The organism is Dehalococcoidia bacterium, assembly GCA_022449765.1.
Taxonomy (GTDB): domain Bacteria; phylum Chloroflexota; class Dehalococcoidia; order Lucifugimonadales; family Australimonadaceae; genus UBA2963.
This window is the reverse complement of sequence record JAKUPZ010000001.1, coordinates 57,874-80,616: the sequence shown is the minus strand read 5'-3', so window position 1 is coordinate 80,616 and position 22,743 is coordinate 57,874. Positions and strand designations below refer to the sequence as shown.

Genomic DNA, 22,743 nt, shown 5'->3' with positions numbered 1-22,743 from the left:
TTATTTGGCCACTATGCTCAATAAACATCTATCTGAAACAAACACAATTTTTACAATCTCTTTCCCTGAAAGATGCTCCTGGATCTTATTTGAAGATAGTGCCACATCCCGAGCATCTTCTTCATTTATTAATGCAGCCACCATAATTTTATCTCTAACCTTGCCATTAACCTGTACCACAAGTGTTGCTTCATCATCTGCGCACAGCTCTTCATCCCACGCAGGCAACATGTTTTGATGGATACTATATTCCTTGCCAATAATCTCCCAAAGCTCTTCAGACAAATGCGGAGCCATCGGTGCAATCAAAAGTAGAAGATTCGAAATTAATTCAATCCAAACCTTCTGTGATACTAATTTTTTTTCATATGCAGGAGACGCGGCGTTTGTAAGTTCCATCATCGCAGCAATAGCTGTGTTGTACTTAAATCGATCGTAATCAGTAATTACGTTTTTGATCGTTTGGTGCATTTTCCTTAAAAGCTCTCGATCTAATTCCTGCTCCTTTTCTGGCAGCGCCTCTGAGGTTTTAGTACATAAATCCCATAAACGATTCACCCATCGGGCAACACCATTAATACCAGAATCGCTCCAGTCACCACCACCTTCCCAAGGGCCCATAAACATCAGGTATAGTCGAACCACATCCGCCCCAAGTTCTTTAGTGTAAATATCAGGGGCAATGACATTGCCTCGGCTTTTACTCATTTTTGTATGGTTGGAGAGAACAGTGCCTTGGTTAAAAAGCCTTAAAAAAGGTTCCCCAAATTCAATTAGGCCCAAATCCCTTATTACTTTTGTGAAAAATCGAGCATAGAGTAAGTGCATTACAGCATGCTCTGCACCACCAGTATATTGATCAACCGGGTTCCATAATCCTATTTTGTTCGAATCAAACGGAGCGTCTAAAGATTCAGGGCTGACGTAACGTAAGAAATACCAGGATGAATCTACAAAAGTGTCCATAGTATCTGTCTCTCGCCTGGCAGGAATCCTACAGGAAGGACATGGCACATTGAGAAATTCACTACTATATTTTAAAGGAGATTCCCCCGTTGGTTTAAATTCTGCATTCTCAGGCAAAAGGACAGGTAATTCATTAAAGGGGACAGGCTGAACACCACAATTATCGCAATAAATTATAGGTATGGGGGTGCCCCAGTAGCGTTGGCGACTGATCAGCCAGTCTCTAATCCTATAACCAACTTTTCTTCCTCCATATCCAGCAGATTCCACTAAATCGGCAATGGCTTCATATCCTTCGTGATTAGGAAGTCCATCAAATTGTTGTGAATTTACTAGTACTCCCTTTTTTTCCACCCATGCAGCTTGTAAATCAGAACCGTCCCATTGGGGAGGGCTAACTACAACAGTAATTGGTAACTCAAATTTTTGAGCAAATTCGAAGTCTCTTTGATCATGTGCAGGGACACCCATTACTGCCCCTGTTCCGTACGTTAAAAGGACATAATCACTAATCCATATTGGAATATGAGATCCATTTAGATGATTTATTGCATACGCCCCAGTAAACACGCCCGTCTTTTCTCGATCAGTTGCAAGCCTGTCGATCTCAGATTCTTCACTAGTTTTATTGATATATTGTCGAATTTGTTCAATATGATTAGAGGTTGCTATTTTCTCAACCAGGGGATGCTCAGGTGCAAGGGCCAAGTAAGTAACCCCAAAAATGGTGTCTATTCGAGTTGTAAAAGCTTTTATCTCTGTTTCTGCAAGACCATAGTCAGAAATATCAAAAGATATTTCTACGCCTTCGCTCCTTCCAATCCAATTAGTTTGCATAGACCGAATACGCTCAGGCCATTCCACCACGCCAGAGAAATCTAATAATTCATCTGCATAATCAGTAATTTTGAAGAACCATTGATCCATCTCACGACGGACAACAATATCGTCCGTCCTTTCGCATCTACCATCTACTACTTGCTCGTTTGCAAGCACAGTCTGACATGTCGGGCACCAGTTAACTGGAGCAGCCGAGCGATAAGCCAAACCTTTTTCATACATTTTTAAGAAAAACCATTGATTCCAACGATAGTATTTGGGGTCACACGTAACTACTTCTCGGCTCCAGTCGTATATCGATCCCATCGAACGTAGCTGCCCGCGCATCCTTTCGATATTATCCATTGTCCATGTATGGGGGTGGATACCGCGATTTATAGCAGCATTCTCTGCAGGCAATCCAAATGCATCAAATCCCATCGGATGGAGTACGTTATAACCACGCATTCGCATATATCTCGCATGTGCATCGGAAGGAGCCATGGCATACCAATGACCCACATGTAAATCACCTGAAGGATAGGGGTACATAGTTAAAGCGTACCAATTCGGACGATCTAAACTTTCGTCAATTTTATATATATCGTCCTTTTCCCATTTTTGCTGCCATTTCCCGTCAATTTCTTGAGGGTCATATCGCATGTTTGAAATTCTTTTACGGGTAGTCATTCAATCTCCGGAGTTGGGAAATATGAAGTATATTACTCAAATTAATTAGAACGAGCCAGAAAATAACCTAGTGCAACGAATAGCATTCCTAAAAATACAGTAAGTCCTATATTTGCGAAGGCCAAGACAAATTGCGAGCTACGAAATAACGTAAGTGTATCGTTCGTTATAGAAGAGAAAGTAGTAAATCCTCCCAGCAACCCCACGAATAGGAATAAACGAATCTCCGGATTAATGGCATTTCTTGATTCCGTTAAACCTGCCAATAGTCCTATTAATAAAGAGCCTGAAATATTGGCTATAAAAATCCCCCATGGGAAACTAGAATTGCTTGCAATGTTGGAAAAAAGTTGCATCAACACATAGCGAAAAGTAGAACCAATAAACCCTCCTGCTCCTACAAGTAGCAATTCAATCATTTAGTGCTCGGAATTTCTTAGGATCATACGCACTCTGGCCGTAAATTTTCAACCAGAATTCGCTCTTATCTGGAAAATCCACATACAAACCAAGATGATCCCCGCCTAAAAGGTGCAAATGCCCGTGCGGCTGTGATTGCATTGCATCATCCCCAAAGTTAGATACCAATCTAAATCCATTTACTGCATCAGATTCACCGATTTGCACCGCTACTCTAGTAGCATTAAGGAATAGACTTGAACACCAAAATTCCGACTGAGTTAAATGTACCTTAGGTGCAATTATGTACATAATAGGAACCCAATCTAAAGCATTCTCAAAAACAATTAGTTCATTATCCTGGTATCGCACTTTACGCGGGACTCTATTTGCGATGACATCACAAAATACACACTCGCTTAGGCGGCTTTCAAAATTCGTTCCCATAACAGGGTAACTTCCTTCCTAACGACCTACATCCCTATAATCTGGAGCTGTAATTGGCATTATCTGGACTAACCTGGCGTCATTTAACCTGGAAGCAACAGGGTCTTTAGCAGCAGAGGGGATGGCTCGTGTAGTTATTACAGTAGGAAGTTGGGCATTGTGCCTATGAACAATTATTTGATAAAGCTTCTCATTAGCCCAAGTTGTGGAACTCTCAGATCCTAAATCGTCAAGCATCAGTAATGAAGCCTGCTTTATACGATCAAATAATTCATCATATGTTACTCGACTATCTGGGCTAAAGGTGTAGCGCAAATGGTCCAGTAAGTCTGGCACAAAAGCGAAAAAAACTTCATCACCTTTTGCCATACGGTCATTAGCAATTGAAACTGCTAGGTGCGTTTTCCCACAACCTGAGTCCCCAACAAGGACTAGCCAACCCTCGGGATTAGCTGAAAATGCTAAAGATATTGCTCTAGCTGCATTTAAAGTCTCTCTCCCTTGTCGATCATATGCCTTTCCCTCTATATCAAACGAGCCAAAAGTCATATTTTTCAGCATTGTTGGTTCGATAAGCCCCATAGTATTACTTCTAGTCCTAGAACTACCACCTAAATCAATAACGCGTGACGTTCTAGGATCTGACAACCTACTTTGCAATCTCCCATCCATCCTTTCAAGTGGAACGGATGAAGTAATCAATGTTGGTAAAGAACTAAGGAATCTGTGGTTAATTATTTGAAACAGTTTCTCCTCGGCCCAGGGCGTACTACTTTGTATGCCCAAGTCGTCTAATATCAGTACTTGGACATTCTTAACTTGCTCAAACATTTCATCGTAATTGAAATCAGCATCTGAGGTGAATGACCCTCTGAGTTGGTCTAGCAGATCAGGAACAAACGAAAAAAATACGGGATGTCCATTATTAATCAAACTATTAGCAACTGCTGCAGCCAAATAAGTTTTACCAGTACCATTCCCGCCTACAAATACCATGGTAGTTAGTGGATTATTACAAAATTCAAGGGCAGCATCATAAGCTGCTAGATAACGTGCTTGTGACTCGGCAATCTCGGAAGGTCCAGTTCTGGAAACATCATCAAAATCAACAGTCCCAAGTACCCCGAGGTTGCTGAATTTTTGCAATCTAGGCAGGCGGATATCGCCTTGGTCAATTCTTTTACAGGTACACGGAATAGCAGTCCCAAACTTTGGGTCGTTAACTGGAAGATCTGCCCTTACCCAGCCTCTGCCGCCACAAAAGGTACAGGTCACTAGGTCATTCGTATTTTCTAGTTCTTCTACCCAATTAGGAATTACGTCGGCGTTGGATATACTCTGCTGCTGTAATCTTTTCAGTATGTCGCCCAAGCTCTCCACGAAACCCTCCCTTCCCCTTGGTTTTCCAAGAATCTAGAACCGCCATTATATAACGCCAATTACGAACATTATTCTTTGCTGCTTCTTCAATCGCACTCTGAATCCAACTCGGAGGAAACTCCTTTTCCGCGTATTGCAATTCTTCAGCAATTATTGGAGTAATCAAGCCAATATTCTCTTCATAAAGACTAAATATATTCGGGCGATCGTGCTGCAGCTCAAGAACCGCTAGTTGATCTAACTGAAATCGAGTTTCGTTTTCGTCTATTTGTCCATTGTTAACTCTGTACCAGCCATCGGTTTCTAAAACGGTTCCTCTATTGATGGCCTTTTTGAAACCCTCCTTAATTGCTTCAGGCGTACCTAAACACTTAAGTAATACGTCGTCATTGCACAAATGCTCAAATCTTATTTTCTTAGGAAAACCTTTGGCCTGATAAAGTAGCCAAAATAAACGAAGAGTACATCTCAGTTCTGCAAAATCGTCAATTTCGACAAGAAGCGAACTTAAAAGCACGCTAGGCACTGGGATGAGTTTATTTTTAGAGTCAAACCCTTTAAACAAATCACCGCTCATTAGAAGTTAACTCAGTTGCAAGATTCTCAAATCTAGAGAAATTCCCTCTAAAATACAAATGTATTGATTTCGTAGGACCATGGCGATTTTTAGCTATCACTAGCTGAGCCAAGTTTTCAGGATACGGCTCTGTCGGGTGCCTTTGCTCCCATTGTTCTGCCGTAGTGTATCGATCTTCTCTGTGTATAAAAGCAACTACATCTGCATCTTGTTCAATAGAACCAGATTCTCTCAAATCCGACAACTGGGGATAATGGTCTGGTCTTTGCTCTATGGCACGAGAAAGCTGGGAAATCGCAATAACAGGAACGTTCAGATCTCGCGCGATTGCCTTAAGTTGCCTAGTTATTTCGCTTAATTCCTGAACCCTATTCTCTCCTCTGCTTTCTCTACCTGCAATCAACTGTAAGTAATCCACGATCACAAGATCGACACCACGATCGGTGTGTAATCTCCTCAATTTCGCGCGCATTTCTAGTACAGCCTGTGCAGGAGAATCATCCATATATATTGATAAGTCAGAAAGCTCACCAATTCCTGTCATAACCCGATCTGTAGCTGATTCACCCAAGAGACCCAAACGCATCAAATAGCTATCGACCTCGGATTCCGCGGAAAGCAACCTTAATGCTAATTGTTCCCGGCTCATTTCCAAACTAAAAATACCTACAACGGCACCCTGACCAGCTGCGTTTCTTGCAATGTTCATTGCCAAGGTAGATTTTCCTAGTGCAGGTCGAGCCGCCAAGATAAACAAATCACCTCGCTGCAACCGCCCAAGCGCATTATCTATATCTGTATAACCAGTCGGAATAGGAGCAACCCTCTGATCCATCGCCTCAATATTCGAGGTATCTTCAAGGTATTGATCCAGTACTTCTCTGATAGTGACAAAATCTCGAGTCACATGAGTATTGCGAACTTTAAATAATAAGTCTTCTGCTTGTTGCAAAGCCTGTTCAGTGTCAGGCGCATCGTTATAGCCAATCGTTGCAATCTCACTTGCTGCTTGAATAAGCCTGCGCATTGTCGCTGTACGATTAACGATCTGCGCAAAGAACTCTGCGTGAACAGAAGTAGGGACTACATTGACAAGGTGGCTAAGATAAGCAGCCCCTCCTACTTCTTCCAATCTATCCTTCAAGGATAATTCTCTTGCAACGCTAATCTGATCAATTGCCTCCCCACGATGGTAGAGCGATTGACATGCCTCATAACACCACCGATTACGCTCTCGGTAAAAATCTTCTGATTTAACCACAGTCGCAATACGATTAATTGTTTCTCCGTCAATCAAAAGAGAGCCTACGACAGCTTCTTCAGCATCAGGGTCATGCGGTGGAAGTTTCTCTGCATACATTTAGTCTTCACGCTCTCCAAGGACTGCAATTAGTCAGCTTCTTCTGTAACTTCCGATTCCTCATTCGTAATTTCTGCTTCATCTGATGCTTCTGCATCGACGATCTGGGAATCTTCATTCATAGCCTGCGAATCTTCTGCAGGTGTATCAACGTCTCCAAAAGCTTCATCCTCTGCAGCAACATACCCTTCAGGAATGACTTTAACTTTAATCTCTGCAGTTACATCCCGATATAGTCTGATAGTAACGTCATAATCCCCTGGTTCATGAATTGAAGCACCTAACAAAACATGACGATGGTCAATATCACGACCGGTTTCCTCAGACAATTTCTCAGCAATCGCCCTACTAGTAACGGAACCAAAAAGACGCCCAGTAGGCCCAACACGAACTTCCAGTGAAATCTGTGTTCCATTTACAGCGTCAGCTACTACTTTCCATTCTTGTGAAAATTTCAATCTTTTCTCTACTGCAGCAGCTTTTATAGCCTGTTCTCTTTGAATTTGATCTTTTGTGGCAGGCGCAGCAAGGCCTTGCGGTAAAAGAAAATTACGAGCAAAACCATTTTTGACTTCTTTTACTTCGCCCGCATCCGCAGTTCCGACAACATCCTCTAAAAAAATTACCTTCATAAAACTCCCCTGACTATTAAAACGAGCTTTTTTATGCCCCTAATACTTAATGATAACGGATAACAATAAAAACATGCGCCAACATGATGTCTCAATTTGAATCTACTAGTAGCAAAAACCGCAAGTGGTGAAAGAAATCAAAATACACAAATAACGTACCTACGTTCAATTCAAGGCGTTATCCAGCCCTTTGTAGTAAACATCACTCAATTCGTGTATTGAGCATGTTAGTAGTGAATCGATCGTAAAATCCTCCACTTTAGTTATCCCTAAATTCGTGATAGGTAATTCATAGCGCAATGCAATTTCCATTAATTGATTTTCTACTGCAGTATCACAACTTACAATTACACGTGATGGTAGTTCGCCAAATAAAACGGTATCCCACCTAGGGTTCTGCCAATCACCAGTCCCATTGAATCCTATCCCTCCGACTATGCAACACTCTGCAATTGCGACTGCTACACCACCTTCCGAACAATCGTGTGCTGAATTTAACAATCCTAATGCTCCAACTTCTAATAGGAATTTTTGGAGCGATGCTTCCCTCTGCAAATCAAAATGCGGGTTACCAGCCTCTAATTCATACATCCTAGCTAGGTACTCGCTTGCGGGCATACTAGTTTCGTCAATATTCAGCCCTTGACCAACTAATAAAACACAGTCGCCTATATTTTGAAAGCTTGTGGGGATAAGCTTTTCACAGTCATTAATTACCCCTAACGCACCAACAATTGCTGTCGGGAAAATAGATTTTCCTTCTGTTTCATTATAAAGGGAAACATTACCGCTGATGACAGGAACCCCTAGAGAACGACATGCATCTGACATGCCACGAATACATTCTTGCAATTGATAATAAACTTCTGGTTTTTCAGGGTTCCCAAAATTTAAGCAGTCTGTAACTGCTATTGGCGTTGAGCCAGTCACCGCTACGTTTCGGCACGCTTCCGCCACTGCCATAGCTCCACCTACATAAGGGTTTAAATAGGTGTATCTTGCGTTACCATCAACTGATACAGCCAAACCTCTTGTCGACTTTTTTAACCGAAGGACTGCAGCATCCCCTTCCCCAGGCTTTACCACAGTTCTCGTTTGTACTTCATGATCATACCTACTATAAACCTGCTTTTTGCTAGAAATATTAGGAGATGCTAGAAGCAGTTTGAAAATTTTCAAAACATCTTTGACGTTAGGCGCAGGCGGCATAGCCACATTCAACAATCCATCTAAATAAGCTGGTCGGCGTGAATCTGGCTGATAAATAGGAGCTTCTACCAATGTGGGTATGTCTAAATCAGCAACAATCTTACCTCCCTCATAAATTCGTGCACGTCCACTACTCGTCACTGTACCAATAGTTATTGCCACTAGATCCCATTTAGCAAATAGCGATTTTACGTGCTCCTCATTTTCGGGCTGGACTATCAATAACATGCGTTCTTGGGATTCAGAAAGCATAATTTCATATGCTGACATGCCAGATTCTCTTCTTGGAACCAAATCAACATTTAAATCTACCCCAGTACCACCTTTCGCAACGCATTCCATTACGGAGCTTGTCAAACCTGCAGCTCCCATGTCTTGCATAGCGTCTACATAACCACTGCTGGCAGCTTCCAAGCATCCCTCAATCAACACTTTTTCTAAAAATGGATCACCTACCTGGACTGTAGGTCTCATTTCACGATCTTCGTCAAAAGATCTAGAGGCAAGGCCTGAAGCTCCATGGATTCCGTCTCTTCCCGTAGCAGATCCAACTACCATCAAAAGTGAACCTGGTATTGTGGCGGCAGAACGCATCAATTGGTCAATCTGAAGAAGTCCTACGCACATTGCATTAACTAAAGGATTACCATCATAGGAAGGAGCAAACAACACTTCTCCACCAACATTCGGAACTCCTATACAATTCCCATACCCAGAAATCCCTGCTACTACTCCCTCGAACAAGTACCTATTACGCGCTTTGCTTAGTTCTCCAAATCGTAAGGAATTAAGTAATGCAATGGGCCGTGCGCCCATCGCAAGAATATCTCTAACAATGCCCCCTATGCCTGTAGCTGCTCCTTGATAAGGCTCTACAGCAGAAGGATGATTATGTGATTCAATCTTAAAGACCACTCCTAGGCCATCGCCGATATCAATTACCCCTGCGTTTTCCTCGCCAGCTTTAACTTTTACAGCCTCACTATCATTGGGAAAAGTTCTCAGTAATGATTTAGAGTGCTTGTATCCACAATGCTCGCTCCACAAAGCTCCAAAAAGCCCTAATTCCAGAACATTAGGATCTCTTCCAATTTTTCGAACAATTAGATCATATTCGTCGTTGGTTAACGCTGTTTGCTCAAGTAGTAGTTGTAGGTTTTCCATTAATTTTCTGGCCTTGAAAGAAAATTATTTATTGAAGCCAGAAGTTTCAATCCATCCGTTCCACCTAAAATTTGCTCAACAACTCGCTCAGGATGAGGCATCAGTCCAAGTACATTCCCTGACTCATTAGTAACTCCTGCAATATTAGAGACCGAGCCATTAGGATTAGATTCATCGGTGATTTCCCCATCAGAATTACAGTATTGGAACGCTATCTGGCCATTCGATTCCATCTGCGCCAAAGTTTGCTCATCCACAAAATAGTTCCCATCGCCATGTGATATGGGTAATGAAAGAATCTCATCAATATCCAGCTCTGAAGTAAATGGTGAATTATTATTTGCAACCCTAAGATTTTGGCTTTGGCACCGAAATTCCAAACTTTTATTTCTTATTAATGCTCCAGGAAGTAATCCAGCTTCACATAAAACTTGGAATCCATTGCAGCTGCCAACCACTGGCCCTCCAGCATTGGCGAATTTTATGAGTGAGCCCATAACAGGGGAGAATCGTGCGATTGCACCGGGTCTTAGATAATCTCCGTACGAGAAACCACCAGGAATCACAAGGCAATCAAATTCATGCAGATTAGTTTGCTTATGAAAAACGTACTCTGCATTAAGCCCCATTACCTCTGATAATGCGTAAAGCCAATCGCCCTCAGACCATGTCCCTGGAAAAACTAGAACTCCAAATTTATTACTCAAAGAATCCTCATATATTGTAAATCAGCCCAATAGCTCCCCAACAATTTTACTTACTACGCCTCCATCAGCCTTCCCCTTAATTTTAGGCATAATAATCCCCATAACCTTGCCACGGTCCTGAGGCCCAGCAGCAGCAGTTTCAGCTATAGCTGCATTAATCAAGTCTCTGATTTCAATTTCTGAAAGCTGCGCTGGCAAGTAACGCATCAACACTTCAAGCTCATCTTCCTCTTTCTTTGCCAAATCTTCGCGCCCATTATCACGGTATGTAGAGATACTATCCCTATACTGCTTAGACATTTTTGCTAAAACATCAATTACAGCTTCTTCTGGGAGCTCACTTCTTTTTTCGATTTCAACATTTTTTATAGCAGCCCTAATCAGCCTGATTGTATCCTTCGTAAGGATATCTTGAGCCTTCATTGCTGTTTTTAAATCATCATTTAGTCGATCTTGAAGTAACATAATTATTCCGCAGCTCCGTTAATATTCGTAAATTTTTCAATCCCGTCGAAGACCCCCACCATCTTGATCGCCGTTGACATTGAGTCAAAACCTTTATTCCCTGCAAAACCGCCTGACCGAGCTAATGCCTGATCCATATTATTAGTAGTCAAAACACCAAATATGACAGGCTTGCCGAATTTCCTAGAAACTTCACTTATACCTCGTGCAGATTCCGATGCGACAAGGTCAAAATGAGGTGTCTCTCCTCGAATCACGCAGCCCAATGCCACAACCGCATCCCAATTAGAAGTTTCCAACATTTTGCTTGCTGCAGCGGGCAATTCAAAAGAACCAGGCACAAAAACTATAGTAATATTTTCTTCTTTAATACCATGAGAATCGGCCGCTTCACGAGCTCCTTTCAGGAGTCTAGCAGTAATAGTTTCATTGAATTGGGAAACTATCACGCCAATACGTAAATTTTGACCATCAAGGTTTCCAATAATTTCGTTTGCCATTTGATACTTAACCAGTCAACTGAATAAGAACAGTAAATTTAAGGTACTTGACTCGATGTTATTTTAGTTCTTGAGAATCAAGCAAATGCCCCATTTTTTTTTGCTTGGTCTTTAAGTAAAAATCATTTTCAGGATTACTACTCACCACAATAGGAACTCGCTCAGTAATTTTCAATCCGTAACTTTCAAGCCCAACTATTTTTTTGGGATTATTAGTCATCAATCGCATATTCTGAACGCCTAAATCAACAAGAATTTGTGCACCTACGCCATAATGTCTTAAATCCGGTGCAAATCCCAATTCTTGATTTGCTTCTATAGTATCTGCACCGTTATCTTGAAGTGCGTACGCCTTTATCTTGTTGTGCAGGCCTATCCCTCGACCTTCTTGCCGCATATAAAGAAAAACTCCATTCCCTTCTTTAGCAATAGCATCAATTGCGATATCTCTTTGAACACCACAATCACAACGCAAGCTTCCAAAAACGTCCCCAGTCAGACATTCACTATGAACTCTTACTAATACGGGGTTTTCAGTATCGACATCTCCAAAGACTAGGGCTACATGTTCCGAATGGTCCACTTCAGAACGGTAAGCAATCGTTCTCGCCTCACCATAGTCGGTGGGCAACCGTGCTTCTGCTACGCGTTCTATCAAACGTTCATGCTCCAATCGGTAGGCAATTATATCTGCAACGGTAACTATATTTATATCCAAAGATTCCGAAATTTCTTCCAGTTCAGGCATGCGGGCCATAGTTCCATCTTGACTCATGATTTCGCAAATCACGGCTGCAGGTGTAAGGGATGCCATTTTTGCAAGATCTACGCTAGCTTCTGTTTGCCCCGCTCGAACCAAAACTCCACCTTCTTGAGCGCGCAACGGGAACATGTGTCCAGGTCTTGCTAGATCAGAAGGTAATGTCTCCTGCCCAATAAGCGCTTTAACTGTTTCAGCTCTGTCAAAAACTGAAATGCCGGTCCCGCCATTGTTCACATCGACTGAAACCGTGAATGCAGTAGTATGCTTCGAAGTGTTATGAGCAACCATCGGGTCGATCTCCAATTTTAATAACCGTTCCTCAATCATGGGAACGCAAATCAATCCACGGCCATGAGTTGCCATAATGTTTATTGCTTCGGGTGTGACCCAATCGGCAGCTATCACAAAATCTCCTTCGTTTTCACGATCCTCGTCATCTACTACGATGAGCATCTTGCCGCTGCGAATATCTTCAATTGCCTCATACACTGTAATTCTGGGCATTTTTAACCTTGCTTAGCGCTTATAAAGCGCTCTATATATTTCGCAAAAATATCTATCTCTATATTTACCAAATCTCCAAGTTTACGCGATTTCAAGACCGTATTCTCTAAAGTATATGGGATTACCGCAATCGTAAATTCATTATCAATAGTCTCAACCACTGTAAGACTTACTCCATCGATAGCTATAAACCCTTTCCCCACAATGTATTTTGAATAATCTTCGTCAAGGCTAATTTTTAATACATAGTCAGTAGTTGACCCCGATAAATCCACAACTGTCCCACAGGTGTCTACATGGCCTTGTACAATATGCCCTCCCATTCTGGTTGAAGGGGTTACTGCTCTTTCTAAATTCACTGATTGGCCTTCCTCGACAAATCCCAAGTTAGTACGCCTAAGAGTTTCAGCACTTAAGTCAACGCATAGCGAATTATTTTCTATAGCAACGACAGTCAAACATACACCATTGATAGAAATTGAATCGCTGATTTCAAGCGCTTCCATAACAACATGCCCTTCAATGCACAAATGATTGGGCATTATCTCAATTACCTTACCAAGCTCTTCAACTATTCCAGTAAACATAATCCTTAACCCGGCATATAGCCCACGACCACAATATCTCCATTTAGTTCAGTTACCCGAACATCTATCAAGTTTACTGCGTTTGCAAGTACATCAATACCGTCCCCTAATACAGGCGATGGTGATCCTAAGCCTCCAATAATTCTAGGTGCAATAAATACGACGACTTTATCGACAAGTCGCGCTTCAAATACAGAACCTAAAACGTTAGCGCCTCCCTCTATTAAAACAGATACAATGCCTCTACGTCCTAATTCCTTGAGTAGTGTCGAAATATCTATTGCCCCCTCTGAATTAGGAGCAATAAAAACATCCAAGCCCATTAATTTAATGCGACTAGCGGCCTCCTCGTTAGAAACTACTATTAAAGTTTCGCCTTCCTCTTTCAGCATCGCTGAAGAACGAGGGAAGCGCCCGGCGCTATCAAGAACAACTCTGAGAGGCTGCTTAACCAACGGAGTTTTCACTCTGGCTGTAAGTCTAGGATTGTCTTTTATCACTGTTCCTATACCTACAATTACCGCATCGCATTCTGAGCGGAGTATATGAGCGTATGCCCTTGAATCCTCGTTAGAAATCCATTGAGATTCACCTAATTTTGTGGCAATTTTCCCATCCAAACTCATAGCAAATTTTGCTACCACAAAAGGAAATTCCGTTGTTATATGCTTAGCAAATGCCTCCACTAATTGAAGAGATTGTTGTGTGGGTTCGTAAATTGAAACTTGAATTCCGGCAGATTCGAGGCTCCTAACACCTAGTCCCTTGGTATGCGGTGCAGGGTCCATTAAAGCTATGTGAACTTTTCTAACCCCTGCATCGATGATGGCTCTTGTGCATGGCGGCGTTCTACCAAAGTGGTCGCAAGGTTCAAGCGTTACATATAATTCAGAACCCAACGCATTAGAACCAGCATTCTTCAGAGCAACGATTTCGGCATGATCTTGACCAGCAGGCAAAGTGTACCCTTCTCCTATTATTTGATCATTCTTAACAAGGACGGCACCCACTGGAGGGTTCGGACTTGTATGCCCACTCGCCATTTGAGCAAGTTCAATTGCGCGACTCATGTATTGATTTTGAGACAACAATGTTCCTCCAATCTTGAGAGGAGAAAAAATCCCAATCTATTAAGCGTGACCCTCAGTTTTATCAAAATCCAAATGGACTTTACTTGGAGTCGGGTCTTGCTGGCCTTGGTACTTGGACCCTAATTCGGCAGATCCATAAAGAACGTCTGCAGGTGTTGTTAATTTCAAGAATGAAATTTGACCTATTTTCATACGATGATAGAGAGTTATTGGGAAATTAGAAACATTACTCAATTCCAACGTTAAGTGACCCTTCCACCCTGGGTCTACATAGCCTGCAGTTGAATGAATTAGCAAACCGATTCTCCCAAGAGAACTTTTACCTTCCAATCTAGCTACTAGGTCAGAAGGGACTTCAACATGCTCAAGAGTGCTACCAAGGACAAATTCACCAGGGTGCAGCATAAACGGGTCATCATCAGCCATAGTTACCATATCAGTAAGGCGTTCACTACTCGCACGTACGTCTATATAGGGAATCTTATTATTCCTAAAAACTAGTAAATTACGATCCAAATGCAAATCAACGCTTGCAGGCTGAATACAACCTTCCTCAAGAGGGTTAATAACTATACGGCCTTTTGCCAATTCTTCTCGTATTGTTCGGTCACTAAGGACCATATATCTCCTCCAAAGACATTCTACAGCCCACGGGGGTTAATAGAATACACTTCTTGAATTACCACCTGCAGGTGCAACTGCTTCTCCAGTTATACAGCCAGCCTGCTGGGAACAAAGGAAAGTAACAATCGATGCTATTTCTTCTGAAGTAACGAGTCTTTTAATAGCATTATTTTTTGCAATTTTTTGCTCGGCTTCCTCTATCGTAACTCCATCTCTCTTTGCATTTGCCTCAAGTCTTTGGATCAAGGCTTCTGTCTTACTAACAGCAGGGTGAACAGCATTCACAGTGATACCCATAACTCCAACTTCTTCAGACATTACTTTGGTGAAATTCATTACAGCTGCGTTCCGCATGCCTCCACTAATTCCAGCCGCATTGCGTGCCGCCATGCCATCCATATTAATTATTCGACCCCATCCCGAGTTTTCCATATAGGGCAGCACTGCTTTAGCGCACCTTAAATACCCCAATATTTTCACGTCAAAATCATTTTGAAGCATTTCTTCATTTAGGGAACTGAGAGTGTCAGGGCCTCCGGTGCCACCAACTCGCGCAGCGTTATTGATAAGAATGTCTATACCACCGAGATTTTGAAACGTAATCTCAACCATACTCTGAATATCTAAGGAAACACCTGTATCTGCACGAATGCCTAAAGATTTTACGCCCTTAGAAGTACGTATATTATTAGCGGTATTTGTCGCCTCTTCCTCATTGCGCGAGCACAAAGCAACGTTAACTCCCTCGTCAGCTAATGCATTCGCTACAGCAAGCCCGATACCTCGTGTTCCTCCAGTAACTAAAGCATTTTTACCGGCAATATTTAAATTCACGTTTTCTCCCTTGAAACAACAATGCGGACCACTAAAATTAGTGGTCCGCATTGTGAATACTAAAAGATTTTAAGAAACAAAAGTACTACCAAACACTACAGCAACAATTGCCATTAATTTTATCAAAATATTCAGCGATGGCCCTGAAGTGTCTTTAAATGGGTCTCCGACTGTATCACCTACAACCGCAGCTGCATGTTCGTCGGTACCTTTGCCACCGTGGGCTCCTGCTTCAATAAATTTTTTCGCATTGTCCCATGCTCCTCCAGCATTAGCCATCGTAATTGCAAGAAGAGAGCCAGCAGCAATAGATCCAATAAGTAAACCTCCTACCGCTTCTGCTCCCAAAAATGGTATTAATCCGACCACAATGGGAACAATAACCGCTAGCAAGCCAGGGATAATCATTTCACGCAGCGCACCTTTTGTGCTTATATCCACGCATTTAGCATATTCTGCACGAACACCTTCTTTACCTTCGCGCAATCCAGGGATTTCATTGAATTGCCTTCGTACTTCTTCAACCATGTCCTGGGCAGCACGACCTACAGCTTCCATAGTAAGCGCGCTGAACACAAATGGCATCAAAGCTCCGATTAAAAGCCCAACTAGCGTTGATACTTTCAACAAATCAATTGCATCCAAACCTACGACTTCGGCATAAGCTGCCATCAAAGCCAAAGATGTTAATACTGCAGAACCTATTGCAAAGCCTTTACCCGTTGCAGCTGTAGTATTCCCGAGGGAATCTAGAGCGTCAGTACGTTCCCTCACTTCAGGGTCGAGATGAGCCTGTTCTGCAATAGCTCCGGCGTTATCAGCAACTGGTCCGTAAGCGTCAGTAGCAAGCGTTATGCCTAAGGTAGACAGCATTCCAACTGCAGCGATAGCTATGCCATAAACTCCTGCTAGCTCGTAAGCTCCAAGTACCGCAACAGCAATCACTATTAAGGGTATGACTGTACTAAGCATTCCTGTAGCAAAACCCGTGATAATAATTGTTGCAGGTCCAGTAACGGAACGAGCGGCGATACCTTTAGTCGGCTTGTACTCATAGCTAGTGTAATACTCCGTACTTACCCCAATAATCACGCCTGCAACAAGACCTACTGCTACTGCCCCCCATAACTGCCAAACTTTCTCGACACCTAAGGAAGATTCAATTTCTAACAACCAATAAATAGCTCCAAATGATCCTAAAAGAGCAAGTAGCGAAGCAGCAAATATTCCTCGACGTAGCGACCATAATAAGCTTCCAATATTTGCAGTTTCTCCTGTACGAACAATAAACGTACCTAAAATTGAAGCCACAATACCAACCGAAGCTATAAGGAAAGGTAGTATGTACAAATTATCTACAGGGCTGTCAGAAGTAATAAAGGCACTAGCCGTAGCAGCAAGCGCCAAAGCCGCAATTATTGAACCAACGTAAGATTCAAATAAATCCGCTCCCATCCCTGCAACATCTCCTACGTTATCACCTACATTATCTGCGATAACTGCAGCATTGCGGGGGTCATCTTCGGGAATACCCGCTTCTACTTTGCCCGCAAGATCTCCACCAACGTCAGCAGCCTTGGTATATATACCTCCACCAACACGTGCAAATAAAGCAATGCTGGATGCGCCAAAGCTAAATCCCGCAACTATTTTGGGATCCTCAAAAATCATCCATAATATTGCAGTCCCAAGTATCCCTATCCCGACGACGGTAGTTCCCATAACTCCACCGCTAGAAAAAGCTACCCGCAAAGCTTTATTTAAGCCGTGTTGCGCTGCTGCTGCGGTCCTCATATTGGATTTAACAGCTATACGCATACCCACAAACCCTGTTATTGCAGATGCAATTGCACCCACTAAATAAGCGATTGCAGTCTCAGGGCTCTGCTCATCTTGAAGATAACCTAGTGTTAAAAGTACACCAAAAACGATCACAACAAAGCCCGCTAGGACCGTATATTCACGTTTCAAAAAAGCATTCGCACCTTCCTGAATTGCAGCGCCAATTTCTTGCATCCGATCTGTTCCTTCATCTGCACTTAGAACCCGTTTAGCAAGATATCCCGCAAACACTATCGCTAAAACTCCAGCCGCTAAGGCCAAAACTAAGCCGTCCATATCTACCTCCTTAACGGAACAGGCCAAAATAACTATCCCGTTTTATGATTTTTGAACATACAAGGCGAATTTTACTTAAAGACCTGAATTTTCAACATATCGCAGGTCAGCAATTTAAGCCTATTCCTAAAATTTTCCTTCCAATGCTTCCAGCAATTTCTCTAACCGCCTCTGGCGCAACGTCATAGTCAAATCACCTCTAGTTCTTTCTAAAACCCCTCGAAGTTGATCCGTGGTACGCCGTAAACCGGAAGTCAATGCATCAGGAAAGTCAATCAACACAAGCAAGTTATAGACTTCATCCATCCATTCCATAAATTCTTCTGTGCGAGAAACATCTTCTTTTCTAAGAGAGTCCAATATGTACCGGCGAAGTTCACTTGCACCTTCTGCCAAACCGTTGAGAAAAGAAGATGTTTCAATCTGCATTTCCCCAGGTATGGGCAACTCTTGTTTAACTATCACAGCGTAAACAAAACAGGCTTCTGCATACTCTTTCTGAGCATCTAATGTATATCCGGTGAAATATAACTCGGGATAATCCTCAAGTATCGTTTTTGTATCTGCTACTTGATTTCTAGCTGATTCAATCAAAGATTTTGCGCTGATCAGATCATTTCGGTGTATCGCTCTTATGGCATTTGCAGAGTTTCTTATAATTTCGCGTGAAACCTTGATCGCCTGCTCACGCAATTCATGTTTTTTTGAGAATTCGGCAAGGGAAATTGTCGCAATTTCTTGAAGTTTTTTTTCTCGGCTCATTAAAGTTCTCCGAGAGAAGGTTAACAGAGTAAAAAAAGATTGTGCTACATTTCACTTAATCTAGGCATATGCTATGCTTCGAGTGCTTTGAGATAGGATCAAATTGGTCATTACCCGGTGCAGTAGGAATCTATTTTAGGCATGGTTAACCCATTTCAGCCAACTAGCAACGAACTTGTATCACCTTACGGTCAGCCTCGACCTCCGTCCATTGAAGGTTGGGATACCGAGCGTATTGAAGGTGAATCTATTGAGCAATTAAAATGGAGCGCTCAAGAAGCTTTTCCTGACCCTTCTATTTACGTACCTGAAAATTTGCAAGGTAATATTGCAGTCACCTCTATCGATGCATTACTTAACTGGAGTAGGAGATCTGCCACATGGCCCGCTGCATTTGGTCTAGCATGTTGCGTTTTTGAGATGATTGCCTCAGCGATGTCTCGTTTTGATATATCTCGATTCGGAATGGAAGCAATGCGAGCAACGCCTCGCCAAGCAGATCTTCTAATTGTTTCAGGCACACTGACTTGGAAAATGGCACCAGCTGTTCGAAGAATCTATGATCAGATGGCTGAACCAAAATGGGTAATTGCGATGGGAGTTTGCGCTACGAGCGGTGGTCCATACTATCAAGGCTATAGTGTAGTCCCAGGCGTGAATCACATTGTTCCTGTTGATGTATACGTACCGGGATGCCCACCAAGACCCGATGCTCTACTTTACGGGATCATGCAATTGCATGACAAAATAAAGAAATACAGTATACGTAGTCATGCCGCAGGTGTGCACCGTTCATGAGTGTACAAATAGCAATACAACAATTAGGGGACTCTATTGAATCTGCTTTCCCTAATTCCATTACACTGTCTGATAGTAGCGGGGTATGGGTCAAGCCAGAATCAATCGTAGAAATTTGTACATACCTTAAAGAAGATCCTGGCCAAGATTATGGTCTTTTGAATTCCCTGACCGCTGTTGATTACATCGAATTTTTTGATGTTGTCTACCACCTTACTTCCCTAAGCCATAAGAAAATGGCGATTTTGAAAACTCGGGTATACGGGAGAGACAATCTTTCTGTTCCCAGCGTGCATACAATCTGGAAAGGTGCAATTTTACAGGAAAGAGAGGTCTGGGATCTCCTCGGAATTTCTTTCGATGGCCATCCAAATCTTTCTCGGATTCTGACATGGGAAGGATTCCAAGGTCATGCCTTGCGACGCGATTATTTAGAACCGCCATTACCCTATACGTGGCCTCATGGAGGGTAATTAATGACAATCCCCACTGAACCGGTAGTAGTAAATGTCGGTCCACATCACCCCAGTACGCACGGGGTTTTTAGAATGAAGCTCACATTTGACGGTGAAAACATACTTGATGCTGAACCCGTTATTGGCTACCTGCATAGAGGAACTGAAAAACTTGCCGAAGAGCGTCAATATACTCAAGTTATTACGTTAACCGACCGCCTAGATTACGTTTCCTCAATGACCAATAACCAAGCCTATGTTCTTTCTTGCGAGCAATTGCTAGGCATAGCTGTCCCAGATAGAGGCAAGTACCTTCGGGTCATTACAGCAGAACTACAAAGAATTGCAAGCCATCTAATTGGAGTGGGGTTTTTCCTTGCAGAACTTGGAGTATTTGGTGGAACTGCTCTGATGTATGCATTTAGGGAACGCGAGCGAATCCTTGAAATGTTTGAAATGCTGTGTGGCGCTAGAATTACTCTCTCGTATATGCGCATAGGAGGAGTATTCCAAGATACGCCAGATGAGTTTTGGACGGCGTTACGAAAATTCCTAGATGAAATGCCCGCATATGCTGATGAAATGCAATCCTTAGTTTTTGATAGTGAAATTGTAATTTCCAGAACCAGAGGCGTGGCAGTTCTTAGTAGCGAAGACGCACTCAATGCATCCTTCACTGGCCCCATACTTCGGGCATCTGGAATCGGCTGGGATTGGCGTAAAGAGCTACCTTATGATGCTTATGATCGTGTGAATTTCGAAATTCCCACCACAAAATCAGGAGATAATTACGATCGTTTTTGGGTTCGTATGCTTGAAGTAAGGCAATCCATTTCAATAATTGAACAATGCTACAAGCAAATTGAACCTGGTCCTGTCCGATCAACTCCTGCAATGTTATTCAGGCCAGAACCCGGTGAATCATATGTTCCTATAGAAGCACCAAAGGGAGAATTAGGATTTTATCTAGTCAGTGACGGGAGTATCGCCCCTTACCGCTGCCACGTTAGAGCACCATCATTTATGAGTCTCACTTTGTTCAGAGAAATGCTTGTAGGGTGGAAATTAGCTGATGCCATAGTGACATTAGGTAGCCTTGATTTCAATATGGGTGAGGTTGATCGCTAATGGGTGAGACTCTCGCTAATAATTCAATCTATAGCAGTATCTATTCTTCCGTTTTAGGGCTTCTGGGTGAGGATTGGTCATGGCTAGCCTATTTTATTGCTGGGTTTTCAATCATTCTGCTTATAACCAACACAACCTTGCTTCTGGGAACTTTATATACTTGGTTTGAGCGAAGATTGCTTGGACGATTCCAAGGAAGATTAGGGCCAAATCGAGCAGGGCCTTTTGGTATATTGCAACCGATTGCGGATGCAGTAAAGCTCCTTACCAAAGAAGACATCATGGCAAGAGGAGTAGATAAAGTTGTATTTACTATTGCACCGGTACTCATGCTGGCTCCCACTCTTCTAGTATTGGCAGTAATTCCATTCGGCAAAAATTCCTGGCTTGTTGATATTAACGTAGCAGTTCTGTACATAGCTGCTGTGAGCGGTATTTCGACTATTGCAGTAATGATGGCAGGCTATTCCTCTAATAACACCTTCTCCCTTTTTGGCAGCATGAGAGCTGTGGCAATGCTTGTAAGCTATGAAGTGCCTCTAGTTATGTCTCTTTTGGGCATTACCGTCTTAGCTCAATCAATGTCTACAATTGATATTGTCGAAGCGCAATCAATCCCATTCTTATTGGTAACTCCCCTAGGTGCTTTCATATTCTTAACTGCAATCTCGGCAGAATTAAACCGTGCACCTTTCGATGTTACTGAAGCCGAATCTGAGTTAGTTTCCGGTTATATGACTGAGTATAGTGGTATGAAATATGGCATATTTATGCTTGCAGAATTCACCAATACTGTGGTGGCTGGGGCAATTTTTGCCGTGCTTTTCCTCCAAGGCTGGCAATGGGCAATACTGCCTTCCTATTTGTGGTTCCTCATAAAGATAGGGATGTTTGTTTTCGTGGCAATATGGGTACGCGCCACACTTCCAAGGTACCGACTCGACCAGATTCTCTCTGTAGCATGGAAATATTTATTTCCATTAAGCCTGTTAAATGTATTACTTCTAGCAGTTGAAGTAATTGCCTGGCCAAATCGAGGTACTAGCGAACTGCTAATTATGTCGCTGATCAACTGGGGAGTTACAATTCCAGCAGCATTAATATGGAGTAAGTTTGTTTCGTTGCAAACAGGTCCTTCTAATGGGGCCCTACAGGAGCATAATTAAATGTATGGAATTGGAATAATTAAAGGCCTCGGAGTAACTCTAAGGAATTTAGTCAGAACTCCTTTTACCATTCAATATCCTGAGAAAAAAATCCCACAGCATTCTCGCTTTAGAGGCCAAGAATTCAGCTGGTATGAACAACGCTGCACTGGCTGTGCAAGCTGTGCCAAATATTGCCCGTTAGGAATTATCCGAATAGTAACTGACCCTGATGGTGGAAATGAACAAGACGGTGGAAGTTACAAAGTAGAGGTGTTTGATATAGATCAAGCACGATGCATGTACTGCGGCCTTTGCGTTGAAGCATGCCCTTATGATGCTTTGCACATGGGGACAGGTTTTGAAGCTGCCAAGCTCACTCGTCAAGAGCTAGTAATCGATATCAATACTTTAAAAGAAAGAGCCAAGCACCCGAGCACATGGTATAGACCTCAGCTTGAACGCAATGAATTTAACCCTTACGAAGAAGGCTCTCTCGAGTGGGACAAAGTTGGAAGAGAGCCATTTTTCTGGCATCCCAAGAGGCCAGGGCAAATTTCTGATGAAATGGATCACAGGGCAAGCTCTAAAGGAACTTACGAAGGAGAAGATAATTAAT

Annotated in this window: 23 protein-coding genes; 5 read left to right on the top strand and 18 right to left on the bottom strand. The window is 42.5% G+C overall.

The annotated features are described in order from the left end of the window. The 18 genes from leuS to MK127_00295 form a co-directional block, all read right to left on the bottom strand. A complete protein-coding gene (gene leuS, locus MK127_00380; GenBank protein ID MCH2531263.1) occupies positions 1-2,475 on the bottom strand; it encodes a leucine--tRNA ligase in 2,475 nt (824 codons plus the stop codon). 41 nt (positions 2,476-2,516) lie between these two features. Then, positions 2,517-2,894, bottom strand: coding sequence for a fluoride efflux transporter CrcB (crcB, locus tag MK127_00375; GenBank protein ID MCH2531262.1), 378 nt, complete (start codon positions 2,892-2,894; stop codon positions 2,517-2,519). Next, positions 2,887-3,321 (bottom strand): HIT domain-containing protein, encoded by a 435-nt coding sequence (locus MK127_00370; GenBank protein ID MCH2531261.1) that lies wholly within the window; start codon positions 3,319-3,321, stop codon positions 2,887-2,889. Before MK127_00370 ends, crcB begins: the two co-directional genes overlap by 8 nt. Before the next feature lie 18 nt (positions 3,322-3,339). Beyond that, positions 3,340-4,701, bottom strand: coding sequence for an ATP-binding protein (locus MK127_00365; GenBank protein ID MCH2531260.1), 1,362 nt, complete (start codon positions 4,699-4,701; stop codon positions 3,340-3,342). Then, a complete protein-coding gene (locus MK127_00360; protein ID MCH2531259.1) occupies positions 4,631-5,278 on the bottom strand; it encodes a DnaD domain protein in 648 nt (215 codons plus the stop codon). The genes MK127_00365 and MK127_00360 overlap by 71 nt, the downstream gene beginning before the upstream one ends. After that, positions 5,268-6,638: a replicative DNA helicase gene (gene dnaB, locus MK127_00355; protein MCH2531258.1), complete on the bottom strand. Its 1,371-nt coding sequence runs from the start codon at positions 6,636-6,638 to the stop codon at positions 5,268-5,270. Before dnaB ends, MK127_00360 begins: the two co-directional genes overlap by 11 nt. 29 nt (positions 6,639-6,667) lie before the next feature. Further along, the gene (gene rplI / locus MK127_00350; GenBank protein ID MCH2531257.1) at positions 6,668-7,270 is read right to left on the bottom strand and encodes a 50S ribosomal protein L9; all 603 of its coding nucleotides are present in this window, start codon (positions 7,268-7,270) and stop codon (positions 6,668-6,670) included. 165 nt (positions 7,271-7,435) lie between these two features. Beyond that, on the bottom strand, positions 7,436-9,643 hold the full coding sequence (purL, locus tag MK127_00345; GenBank protein MCH2531256.1) for a phosphoribosylformylglycinamidine synthase subunit PurL: 2,208 nt from the start codon (positions 9,641-9,643) through the stop codon (positions 7,436-7,438). Next, on the bottom strand, positions 9,643-10,350 hold the full coding sequence (purQ, locus tag MK127_00340) for a phosphoribosylformylglycinamidine synthase subunit PurQ (GenBank protein MCH2531255.1): 708 nt from the start codon (positions 10,348-10,350) through the stop codon (positions 9,643-9,645). The genes purL and purQ overlap by 1 nt, the downstream gene beginning before the upstream one ends. A gap of 21 nt (positions 10,351-10,371) precedes the next feature. Further along, positions 10,372-10,815, bottom strand: a complete 444-nt coding sequence (locus MK127_00335; protein ID MCH2531254.1) for a GatB/YqeY domain-containing protein — start codon at positions 10,813-10,815, stop codon at positions 10,372-10,374. A 2-nt stretch (positions 10,816-10,817) separates the two neighbouring features. After that, positions 10,818-11,315: a 6,7-dimethyl-8-ribityllumazine synthase gene (gene ribH, locus MK127_00330; GenBank protein MCH2531253.1), complete on the bottom strand. Its 498-nt coding sequence runs from the start codon at positions 11,313-11,315 to the stop codon at positions 10,818-10,820. Positions 11,316-11,373: 58 nt separating this feature from the next. Beyond that, positions 11,374-12,582, bottom strand: coding sequence for a bifunctional 3,4-dihydroxy-2-butanone-4-phosphate synthase/GTP cyclohydrolase II (locus tag MK127_00325; protein ID MCH2531252.1), 1,209 nt, complete (start codon positions 12,580-12,582; stop codon positions 11,374-11,376). Between the two features lie 2 nt (positions 12,583-12,584). Then, on the bottom strand, positions 12,585-13,169 hold the full coding sequence (locus MK127_00320) for a riboflavin synthase (protein ID MCH2531251.1): 585 nt from the start codon (positions 13,167-13,169) through the stop codon (positions 12,585-12,587). 5 nt (positions 13,170-13,174) lie between these two features. Further along, complete coding sequence (ribD, locus tag MK127_00315) at positions 13,175-14,260, bottom strand: bifunctional diaminohydroxyphosphoribosylaminopyrimidine deaminase/5-amino-6-(5-phosphoribosylamino)uracil reductase RibD (protein ID MCH2531250.1); 1,086 nt, start codon at positions 14,258-14,260, stop codon at positions 13,175-13,177. A gap of 39 nt (positions 14,261-14,299) precedes the next feature. Then, on the bottom strand, positions 14,300-14,881 hold the full coding sequence (dcd, locus tag MK127_00310; GenBank protein MCH2531249.1) for a dCTP deaminase: 582 nt from the start codon (positions 14,879-14,881) through the stop codon (positions 14,300-14,302). A 36-nt stretch (positions 14,882-14,917) separates the two neighbouring features. Then, the gene (locus MK127_00305) at positions 14,918-15,718 is read right to left on the bottom strand and encodes an SDR family oxidoreductase (protein ID MCH2531248.1); all 801 of its coding nucleotides are present in this window, start codon (positions 15,716-15,718) and stop codon (positions 14,918-14,920) included. Positions 15,719-15,787: 69 nt separating this feature from the next. After that, entirely contained in the window at positions 15,788-17,836 is a 2,049-nt protein-coding gene (locus MK127_00300; protein MCH2531247.1) for a sodium-translocating pyrophosphatase, read from the bottom strand. Positions 17,837-17,962: 126 nt separating this feature from the next. Further along, the gene (locus MK127_00295) at positions 17,963-18,598 is read right to left on the bottom strand and encodes a haloacid dehalogenase (protein ID MCH2531246.1); all 636 of its coding nucleotides are present in this window, start codon (positions 18,596-18,598) and stop codon (positions 17,963-17,965) included. Between the two features lie 141 nt (positions 18,599-18,739). Here MK127_00295 and MK127_00290 point away from each other — a divergent pair, with 141 nt between their 5' ends. Genes MK127_00290 through MK127_00270 form a run of 5 tightly spaced genes read left to right on the top strand, consistent with a single transcriptional unit; the run spans position 18,740 to position 22,742 of the window. Next, on the top strand, positions 18,740-19,396 hold the full coding sequence (locus MK127_00290) for an NADH-quinone oxidoreductase subunit B (GenBank protein MCH2531245.1): 657 nt from the start codon (positions 18,740-18,742) through the stop codon (positions 19,394-19,396). After that, a complete protein-coding gene (locus MK127_00285; GenBank protein ID MCH2531244.1) occupies positions 19,393-19,869 on the top strand; it encodes an NADH-quinone oxidoreductase subunit C in 477 nt (158 codons plus the stop codon). The genes MK127_00290 and MK127_00285 overlap by 4 nt, the downstream gene beginning before the upstream one ends. A gap of 3 nt (positions 19,870-19,872) precedes the next feature. Then, entirely contained in the window at positions 19,873-20,979 is a 1,107-nt protein-coding gene (locus MK127_00280) for an NADH-quinone oxidoreductase subunit D (protein MCH2531243.1), read from the top strand. Further along, positions 20,979-22,145, top strand: coding sequence for an NADH-quinone oxidoreductase subunit NuoH (gene nuoH / locus MK127_00275; GenBank protein ID MCH2531242.1), 1,167 nt, complete (start codon positions 20,979-20,981; stop codon positions 22,143-22,145). Before MK127_00280 ends, nuoH begins: the two co-directional genes overlap by 1 nt. Next, complete coding sequence (locus tag MK127_00270) at positions 22,146-22,742, top strand: NADH-quinone oxidoreductase subunit I (GenBank protein ID MCH2531241.1); 597 nt, start codon at positions 22,146-22,148, stop codon at positions 22,740-22,742. Position 22,743 lies beyond the last annotated feature (1 nt).